Origin of the sequence: Stackebrandtia sp., assembly GCF_035643755.1 — a bacterium.
Classification (GTDB): domain Bacteria; phylum Actinomycetota; class Actinomycetes; order Mycobacteriales; family Micromonosporaceae; genus Stackebrandtia.
Genome location: NZ_DASQPW010000263.1, coordinates 1 through 8,080, shown reverse-complemented (window position 1 = coordinate 8,080; position 8,080 = coordinate 1). Strand labels below are relative to the sequence as shown.

The following is an 8,080-nucleotide window of genomic DNA, read 5'->3' as shown; positions in this document are numbered from 1 at the left end:
CCGACGCGGCGCTGAGATCGTGGGGGGGGATCAGGCTGGCCAGCAGGAAGGTCGCGCGATCGCCGTCGCCCAGGGCGCGCAGCGACAGGTCGAAGGTCGCCCCCAGCCGCTGCCCGGCCCGGGAGCGAAACTCGCTGTCCCTTTCGGACTCCAGCCGGTCGCGCAGGTGGGCGATCGTCCAGGCCGAGCGGCTGCGCAGGCGCGCCGCCGCCAGCCGCAACGCCAGCGGCAGCCGACCCGTCAGCGCGACGATCGCGTCGGTGGCGGCGGACTCGGCGTCGACGTCGCGGCGCGCGACCGCCGCGAACAGCTCCCGCGCCTGGCCGTCGGGCAGCACGTCCAGCGTGATGGGTTCGGCGTCGGGAAGGTCGGCCAGCTTGCGGCGGCTGGTGATCAGCGCGGCGCTGTCGCCCGGCCCCGGCAGCATCGGCTCCACCTGCGCGGCATCGGCGGCGTTGTCGAACACCAGCAGCACCCGCCGGTCGGCCAGGGTGCTGCGCAGCAGCGCCGCGCGATCGGACAACGGGGACGGCATCCGGTCGGCGGCGACGCCGAGGTCGCGCAGCATCCCGCCCAGCGCCTCGTGGGCCGGCAGCGGCGCGAGGTCGCCGGAGAAGCCCCGCAGGTCGACGAACAGCTGCCCGTCGGCGAACTTGTCGGACACCGCCCGCGCCACCCGCACCGCGAACGCCGTCTTGCCGACCCCGGCCATCCCGTCGACCGACACGATCGGATTGCCCGAGGTCAACAGCGCCACGGCGTGGGCGAGCTCGGCGGTGCGCCCCGTGAACGCCGCGGGCCCCACCGGGAGCTGCCGGGGCGCGATCCGTTCGGGCGGCGGGGGTTCGGCGTCGTCGTTGAGCAGCCGGCGATGCAGCCCCCGCAGCGGCGCCCCCGGCTCGGTGCCCAGCTGTTCGACCAGGCGATCGCGGAAGGCGCGGTAGTGCTCCAGGGCCTCGGCGGTGCGCCCCGAGCGGTGCGCGGCCTCCATGAACTGGCCCGCGAGCCGCTCGTCGTGTGGCCGCCGCTCGATTTGTTCACTCAGGACGGACGGCAGCTCGGCGTGCCGCCCGGACCGCAGGAAGGCGTCGTTGCGGTCCAGGGCGTCGGCGTCGTGCCCGGCGCGCAGCTCGTGGCGCAGCCGGTCCAGGCCGGGCAGATCGAGCCCGGCGAAGGGCTCGCCCCTCCACAGCGCGAACGCCTCCTCCCACAGCTCGGCGGCGTGGGAGGCGTCGGCGGCGTCGCGGGCGGCCGAGCCCAGGCGGCGGTAGCGGTGCAGGTCGACGGACTGAGCGTCCACATTGAGCACATAGCCGCCGCCGTGCCGCTCCAGCCGGAGCCCCTCGATCGGCGACAGCGCGCGGCGCAGCCGGGTCAGGTACACGTGCAGGGTGCGGCGGGCGTCCTTGGGCGGGGCGTCGCCCCAGGTGCGGTGCTCCAGCAGGTCGGTCGGGACCACGCCGCCCGCCTCGGAGGCCAACAGGGCGAAGACGCCACGCTGCTTGGCGGGGCCGATGTCGACGCGGCGACCGGCGGCCCGCAGCTCTATGACTCCCAGCAGACGGATTTCCAGGGTCATCGGGTCCTCGGTGAATGGGCTGGCCGCAACGATACGCGCCCCGGCCGCGGGCAACTTTTCTGAAGTTTTCGTGAAGTTCGCGCGCGCGAGCCTTGGCCACACGAGACGACAGATCTCACCAGCGAAAGGATCTACAATGTACCGCCGAATCGCCGCCCTGGCCGGGGTCGCCGCCGTGGCCCTGGCCCTGACCGCCTGCGGCCCCGACGAATCCGCCTCCGGCGGCTCCGACGACACCGCGACGCCATCATCCTCGCCGTCGGACGACGGCATCGACAAGTCGAAGTTCCGCGGCGCGCCCGTCCCGAAGGACGACCCGTCGGACGCCTGGGAGAAGAAGCTGCCGTCCGAGCCGGGCAGCGGCGCGTCCATGGACGCGCAGATCGAATACGCGCTGGCCAAGGAGACCGCGAGCTACGCGCACCAGTACGACAAGAAGGGCAAGGCCGACTGCCCGGACGTCAAGGCGGGCAAGGCCCAGAAGATCACCTGCTCGGTGACCTACTTCGGCCAGAAGATCGACTGGAAGGTGTCGATCTCGGCCGGCGACATCGTCGCCAGCTACGACTACAAGTCCGACCAGCGCGTCATGTCCCGCGACTATCTCGAGAACGCCCTGCGCTACGAGGCCAAGACCACCGACGTCATGTGCGAGCTCGACGACGCCGCCGCCGTGGTCGACCCCGAGAAGGTGAAGCCCATCGCGTGCCACTCCCTCAAGGACGGCGAGCAGACCACGTGGGACCTGTCGGTGGGCAGCTACGGGGACGCCGAGTTCTACGAGAAGTGACCGCCATTCCTCCGCCCGGCTCCGGGCGGAGGAGCGTTCGCCCTCATGAGGTACGATTTTCCGTCGGCTCGTAAATCAGATCTTTTCGAAAGGCACACTGCTGTGGCCAAGAGCGGTACCGACGTTCGTCCCAAGATCACCATGGCGTGCGTCGAATGCAAAGAGCGTAACTACATCACCAAGAAGAACCGTCGGAACAACCCCGACCGGATGGAACTGAAGAAGTTCTGCCCGCGCTGCAACAAGCACACCGCGCACCGCGAGACCCGCTAGCACGTGCTGAATCTCGCCTACGTCGGCCGGAGCCTGCTGGCGACCGCGCCGGTCGAGGTGACGCGCGAGTCCATCGCGGCGTTCCGGGCGGCGCTGGGCGACACCGATCCGGGTCGCCAGGACGTGGCTCCGCCGACCTTTCTGGTGTCGTTGACCCTGCCGGCGGCCAGTTCGCTGGCCGACGATCCCGACTTCGGGCTGGACTACTCGCGGGTGCTGCATCGCGAACAGCGTTTCGAACCCGTCCGCCCGGTGCGGGCGGGCGATCGGTTGAGCGCCGAGCTCATTGTGGACAGCATCAAATCGGTGGCGGGCAACGACATCCTGACCCTGCGCGGGAAGGTGTCCGCGCAGGACGGCCCGGTGGGCACCGCGTGGACCACGCTGTTCGTGGCGGGGAGCGCCTCATGAACCCGGGCGACACCCTGTTCGACGCCGAGTATCGGGTGCGGCGCGCCGACCTGGCGGCCTACGCCAAGGCGTCCGGCGACACCAACCCGATCCACCTGGACGACGCCGCCGCGAAGGCCGCCGGACTGCCCGGCGTGATCGCGCACGGGATGTACACCATGGGCCTGGCCGCCCGGGCCCTCGAGGACTGGGCGGGCGACGCGGACCGGATCCGCGACTTCACCGCCCGCTTCGCCAAGACCGTCCCGGTACCGCCCGGCGACGAGGGCGCCGCCGTGTCGGTCGCCGGCACGGTCCGCAAGGTCCGCGACGATGGATCGATCGAGGTCAATCTGACGGTGACGTGCGGCGAGGACAAGGTGCTGGCCCCGGCCCGCGCCGTCGTTCGCCCCTCCTGAGCGTCAAGGACGTCACAGCGCGCGCCTAGAATTGACGCCGCCATGGACTCACTTTTCGAAACCGCGCCGCCGTCCGGGACCGATCAACTGCTCGAGGGCCTCAACGAGCCCCAGCGCAAGGCCGTCCTGCATGCGGGCACGCCGCTGCTGATCGTGGCGGGCGCCGGATCGGGCAAGACCCGGGTGCTGACCCAGCGGATCGCCCACCTCGTCGCGGTGCACGGCGTCCACCCCGGCGAGATCCTGGCCATCACCTTCACCAACAAGGCCGCCGCCGAGATGCGCGAGCGGGTGAGCGCCGCCGTCGGCAACCGGGCCCGCATGATGTGGGTGCTGACCTTCCACTCGGCGTGCCTGCGGATCCTGCGCCGCGAACACGAACGGCTCAACCTGAAGTCGTCGTTCACCGTCTACGACACCGACGACTCGCGCCGCCTCATGACGCAGGTGGCCCGCGAGATGGAGCTGGACAAGCGCACCACGCCGCGCGGGCTGCTGGCGGCGGTGTCGCGCCTGAAGAACGAGCTGATCGACGCCGACGACGCCATGGCCCAGGCCGAATCGGACTACCAGCGCACCGTCGCCGAGGCGTACCGGCGCTACGACGAACGGCTGCGCGAGGCCCACAGCCTCGACTTCGACGACATCATCGGCCACACCGTCCACCTGTTCCGGGCCTACCCGGAGGTGGCGCGGGAGTACCGCCGCCGCTTCCGCCACGTGCTGGTGGACGAGTACCAGGACACCAACCACGCGCAGTACGCGCTGATCCGGGTGCTGGTGGGAGAGGACCACGACGACGCCGAGGTGCCGCCGTCCGAGCTGTGCGTGGTGGGCGACGCCGACCAGTCGATCTACGCGTTCCGGGGCGCGACCATCCGCAACATCCTGGAGTTCGAGCGCGACTATCCCGACGCCACGACGATTCTGCTGGAACAGAACTACCGCTCCACCCAGACCATCCTGGACGCCGCCAACCAGGTGATCCGCAAGAACCCGGATCGCAAGGACAAGAAGCTGTGGACGGACGCCGGCGACGGCGCCAAGATCAAGCGCTACGACGCGGACAACGAGCACGACGAGGCGCAGTGGGTGGCGGAGCGGATCGACGCCCTGTCCGACACCGAGGACGTCAAGCCGCGCGACGTCGCCGTGTTCTACCGCACCAACGCCCAGTCGCGGGTGTTCGAGGACGCGTTCATCCGCCGCGGGCTGCCGTACAAGGTGGTGGGTGGCGTGCGCTTCTACGAGCGCAAGGAGGTGCGCGACGCCCTGGCCTACCTGCGGCTGGCGGTCAACGACGACGACATCGTGTCGGCCCGCCGCGTGGTGAACGTCCCCAAGCGCGGCATCGGCGACCGCGCCGTCGCCTGCGTGGACGCCCTGGCCGACCGGGAACGGATCTCCTTCCCGGCCGCGCTGCGCCGGGTCGACGAGGCGATCGGGATCTCGACGCGCGCCGCCGCCGGCGTCAAGAAGTTCGTCCAGGTGATCGACAACGCCCGCGACCAGGTGGGTGCGGGGGAGCCGCCCGAGGTGGTGCTGGAGACCCTGCTGGCCGACTCGGGCTACCTCGCCGAGCTGTCGGCCTCCACCGACCCGCAGGACGAGGCCCGCGTCGACAACCTGCAGGAGCTGGTGTCGGTGACGCGGGAGTACTCCGAGACCATCGCCGGGGAGGCCGTCGCGGAGGGGGAGGAGCCGCCGGCGCCCACGCTGGCGGGCTTCCTGGAGCAGGTGTCGCTGGTGGCCGACGCCGACCAGATCCCCGACCCCGAGGAGAACTCCGACGGCGTGGTCACGCTGATGACGCTGCACACCGCCAAGGGCCTGGAGTTCGACGTGGTCTTCCTGTCCGGGATGGACCAGGGCGTCTTCCCGCACGAGCGCTCGCTCGGCGAACCCAAGGAGATGCAGGAGGAGCGTCGCCTGGCCTACGTGGGCATCACCCGGGCCCGCAAGCGGCTGCACGTCTCGCGGGCCGAGACCCGCAGCGCCTGGGGCCAGCCCCAGTTCCACCCGCCGAGCCAGTTCCTCGAGGAGATGCCGGGCGAGCTGATGGATTTCGAGCGCGCCACCCCGTCGCCGAAGAGCGGCATCGGGCAGCGCCTCGGCCTCACCGGCGCCGGCCTCACCACCGCGTCGGCGTTGAAGGCCAAGGACGTGCCGGTGCTGGCCGTCGGCGACCGGGTCACCCACGACAAGTTCGGCATGGGCGTCGTCATCGAGACGAAGGGCACCGGTCCGCGCGCGCAGGCGTGTGTGGACTTCGGCGATGGTCCGAAGTGGCTGGTGGTGCGGCACGCGCCGATCCAGCGCCTTTGACACCGGTGGTGAGCCGATTCACCCGGTTCCCCAATGGTTACGCCGTGATCACAATTCGTTGTCCGAGTTGTCGATCGACGGTAATCTTGCGGCGGGATCGTGACGTGGTCGAAGTCATCTGCTTCAATGAGTGATTGCATCGTGGTTCGCCCGTCGTGAAGGGTGACCGTTAATTCGGATGGAACCGGGTCGCGGTCTGTCTCGTCAAAGAAAGCAGAAAACCACAGGAGCAGACTTGCAACCCCAACTCGAAACGACGCGCGTCGTGCCCGAGTCGTCCTCGCCTGGCGAGGACGACCCCCGTCGCGCGCGCTTCGAACGCTGGGCGCAGAAGAAATGGTCGCGCTTCGTCAAGTTCGCGCAGGCCACCTGGCCGATCAAGGAGAAGACCTGGCGGCCCTTCGGCGGCAAGCCGAAGTCTTGGTGGCCGGACATCTTCCTGGGCATCGGGTTCATCACCAACGCGGTGCTGCTCGTCTGGCCGTCGCCGCTGGTCAAGTTCGACTACTGGCTGCGCATGCGGATGTGGGACATCCGGGTGCGCGGCGCCGTGGTGCCGTGGGTCACACCGCGCGGCATCGAGACGGTCCAGTTGCCCGGCCCCATGGACATCGGGCACTTCGTCTCCGGGCTGGGGCTGGGGCGCTTCATCGCCCCGATCACCGTGGCGATCGCGGTGTGGGCCGCGGTGCGCTACACGAGCATTCGGCCGCTGCTGTTCCTGGGCGGCGGGCTGTTCACGCTGGGCGTGGTGCTGGAGCTGAAGAACGCGCTGGGACGGCCGCTGTCGCACCACCCGCTGTGGCTGGTCGAGCCGAAGCGCTCCCCGGACGGGCCGATGCTGTTCCTCTACGACGGCGCGGGCTCGGCGTTCCCGTCGGGGCACGACACCAACACCATCGTGTTCTACGGGCTGATCGTGCTGTTCCTGGGCGCCGCCATGGCGCCGTGGATGCGCCGCATCCTGCTGCTCGGGCCGCCGATCGTGGTGGTGGTCTCGCAGACGTTCATCGGCACCCACTGGCTCTTCGACGCGCCCGCCGGGTTCATGATCGGCCTGCTCATCGTCCGCAGCCTGCGGCGGGTCCCGTGGACGACCATGCCGCTGGGTCCGTTGCAGCGCTTCGAACCGCCCGCGCCGCGCATGATCGCGGAGTCCACCGTCTTGATCATCGCCATGCTGATGTCCGCCACCGTCGGCAGACCGTGGGGCGGCATCATGATGGGCGTCTCGGTCACCTGTGGACTGATCTGGCTGATCGTGCGCATCAGGCAGGGCAAGTTCACGAAGGTCCCGTCGCAGCGCGGTTAGGCCGGGGTTCCGCCCGCCAGGACGCCCAGGAAGTGCTCGACCGCGGCGGCCATCGCGTCGCGGGCCCTCGCCAGGTATTTGCGGGGGTCGACGTTGTCGGGGTGGGCGGCCAGATCGTCGGCCACCGCGCGGGTGAAGGCGATGTTGAGGGCCGTGCCGATGTTGATCTTCACCATGCCGCCCGCCACGGCGCGGGCCAGCTCGGCGTCGGGCACCCCCGAGGAGCCGTGCAGCACCAGCGGAAGCTGGACGGCGGCGCGGATCTCGGCGATCAGGTCGTGGTCCAGCAGGGCCTCGCGGGTGGTCATGGCGTGGCTGGAGCCCACCGCCACCGCCAGCGCGTCCACCCCGGTGGCCGCGACGTACGCGGCGGCCTCGGCCGGGTCGGTGCGGGCGCCGGGCGCGTGGGCCGACACCGGCGGCTCGCCCTCCTTGCCGCCCACCTGTCCCAGCTCGCTCTCCACCCACAGGCCGCGGCTGTTGAGGAACTCCACGGCCCGCCCCGTCTCGGCGACGTTGTCCTCATAGGGCAGCTTGGACGCGTCGATCATCACCGAGCCGAAGCCGTGCTGCGGGGCCACCTCCCACAGGCTCGGGTCGGTGACGTGGTCGAGGTGCAGGGCGGCGGGGATGTCGGCGGCGTCGGCCACGGCGGCGGTGGCGGCCGCGATCGGCCCGATCTGTCCACGGTGGAACTTGATGGCGTTCTCGCTGATCTGCAGGATCACCGGGCGCCGGGCCCGGGCGGCGCCGTCGACGATGGCCTCGGCGTGCTCGATGGTGATGACGTTGAAGGCGCCCACACCGCCGCGGGAGTCCTCCAGCAGTTCGCCGGTGTTGACCAGGGTCATGTGCTCACAGCTCCTCGGGGTTCACGTGATGCCGGTACGTCAGGAACTCGCCGGTGTCCACCACGCCGGCCACGGGCGCGGCCGCGGCGGCGGTCGAGGCCGCCACGGCCTCGATCAGGCGCCGCCTCCAGGGCTGGTGGT

The 8,080-nt window shown here is 70.5% G+C and carries 8 protein-coding genes; 6 read left to right on the top strand and 2 right to left on the bottom strand.

What is annotated here, in order from left to right; translation table 11 throughout:
- On the bottom strand, positions 1 to 1,579 hold a 1,579-nt coding region (locus tag VE172_RS20320; protein ID WP_324803806.1), incomplete at its 3' end, for an AfsR/SARP family transcriptional regulator.
- Between the two features lie 136 nt (positions 1,580 to 1,715).
- On the opposite strand from VE172_RS20320, the gene VE172_RS20315 reads away from it, so the two are divergent.
- The 6 genes from VE172_RS20315 to VE172_RS20290 all read left to right on the top strand — a co-directional run bounded on the left by VE172_RS20315 (position 1,716) and on the right by VE172_RS20290 (position 7,088).
- A complete protein-coding gene (locus VE172_RS20315) occupies positions 1,716 to 2,369 on the top strand; it encodes a hypothetical protein (RefSeq protein ID WP_324803805.1) in 654 nt (217 codons plus the stop codon).
- A 141-nt stretch (positions 2,370 to 2,510) separates the two neighbouring features.
- The gene (rpmG, locus tag VE172_RS20310) at positions 2,511 to 2,642 is read left to right on the top strand and encodes a 50S ribosomal protein L33 (protein ID WP_414715132.1); all 132 of its coding nucleotides are present in this window, start codon (positions 2,511 to 2,513) and stop codon (positions 2,640 to 2,642) included.
- 3 nt (positions 2,643 to 2,645) lie between these two features.
- Positions 2,646 to 3,053, top strand: a complete 408-nt coding sequence (locus VE172_RS20305; protein WP_324803803.1) for an FAS1-like dehydratase domain-containing protein — start codon at positions 2,646 to 2,648, stop codon at positions 3,051 to 3,053.
- A complete protein-coding gene (locus VE172_RS20300) occupies positions 3,050 to 3,451 on the top strand; it encodes a MaoC/PaaZ C-terminal domain-containing protein (RefSeq protein ID WP_324803802.1) in 402 nt (133 codons plus the stop codon). Before VE172_RS20305 ends, VE172_RS20300 begins: the two co-directional genes overlap by 4 nt.
- 42 nt (positions 3,452 to 3,493) lie before the next feature.
- The gene (pcrA, locus tag VE172_RS20295; RefSeq protein WP_324803801.1) at positions 3,494 to 5,776 is read left to right on the top strand and encodes a DNA helicase PcrA; all 2,283 of its coding nucleotides are present in this window, start codon (positions 3,494 to 3,496) and stop codon (positions 5,774 to 5,776) included.
- A 235-nt stretch (positions 5,777 to 6,011) separates the two neighbouring features.
- On the top strand, positions 6,012 to 7,088 hold the full coding sequence (locus tag VE172_RS20290; RefSeq protein WP_324803800.1) for a phosphatase PAP2 family protein: 1,077 nt from the start codon (positions 6,012 to 6,014) through the stop codon (positions 7,086 to 7,088).
- On the opposite strand, the gene VE172_RS20285 is transcribed toward VE172_RS20290, so the two are convergent.
- The gene (locus tag VE172_RS20285; protein ID WP_324803799.1) at positions 7,085 to 7,939 is read right to left on the bottom strand and encodes a class II fructose-bisphosphate aldolase; all 855 of its coding nucleotides are present in this window, start codon (positions 7,937 to 7,939) and stop codon (positions 7,085 to 7,087) included. The two genes, VE172_RS20290 and VE172_RS20285, sit on opposite strands and share 4 nt — an antisense overlap.
- Between the last annotated feature and the right edge of the window lie 141 nt (positions 7,940 to 8,080).

Bases quoted from the DNA above. Each gene is read 5' to 3' on its own strand.
- VE172_RS20315 (WP_324803805.1), top strand. From the start codon at position 1,716: ATGTACCGCCGAATCGCCGCCCTGGCCGGGGTCGCCGCCGTGGCCCTG.
- VE172_RS20300 (WP_324803802.1), top strand. From the start codon at position 3,050: ATGAACCCGGGCGACACCCTGTTCGACGCCGAGTATCGGGTGCGGCGC.
- pcrA (WP_324803801.1), top strand. From the start codon at position 3,494: ATGGACTCACTTTTCGAAACCGCGCCGCCGTCCGGGACCGATCAACTG.
- VE172_RS20285 (WP_324803799.1), bottom strand. From the start codon at position 7,939: ATGACCCTGGTCAACACCGGCGAACTGCTGGAGGACTCCCGCGGCGGT.
- rpmG (WP_414715132.1), top strand. From the start codon at position 2,511: ATGGCGTGCGTCGAATGCAAAGAGCGTAACTACATCACCAAGAAGAAC.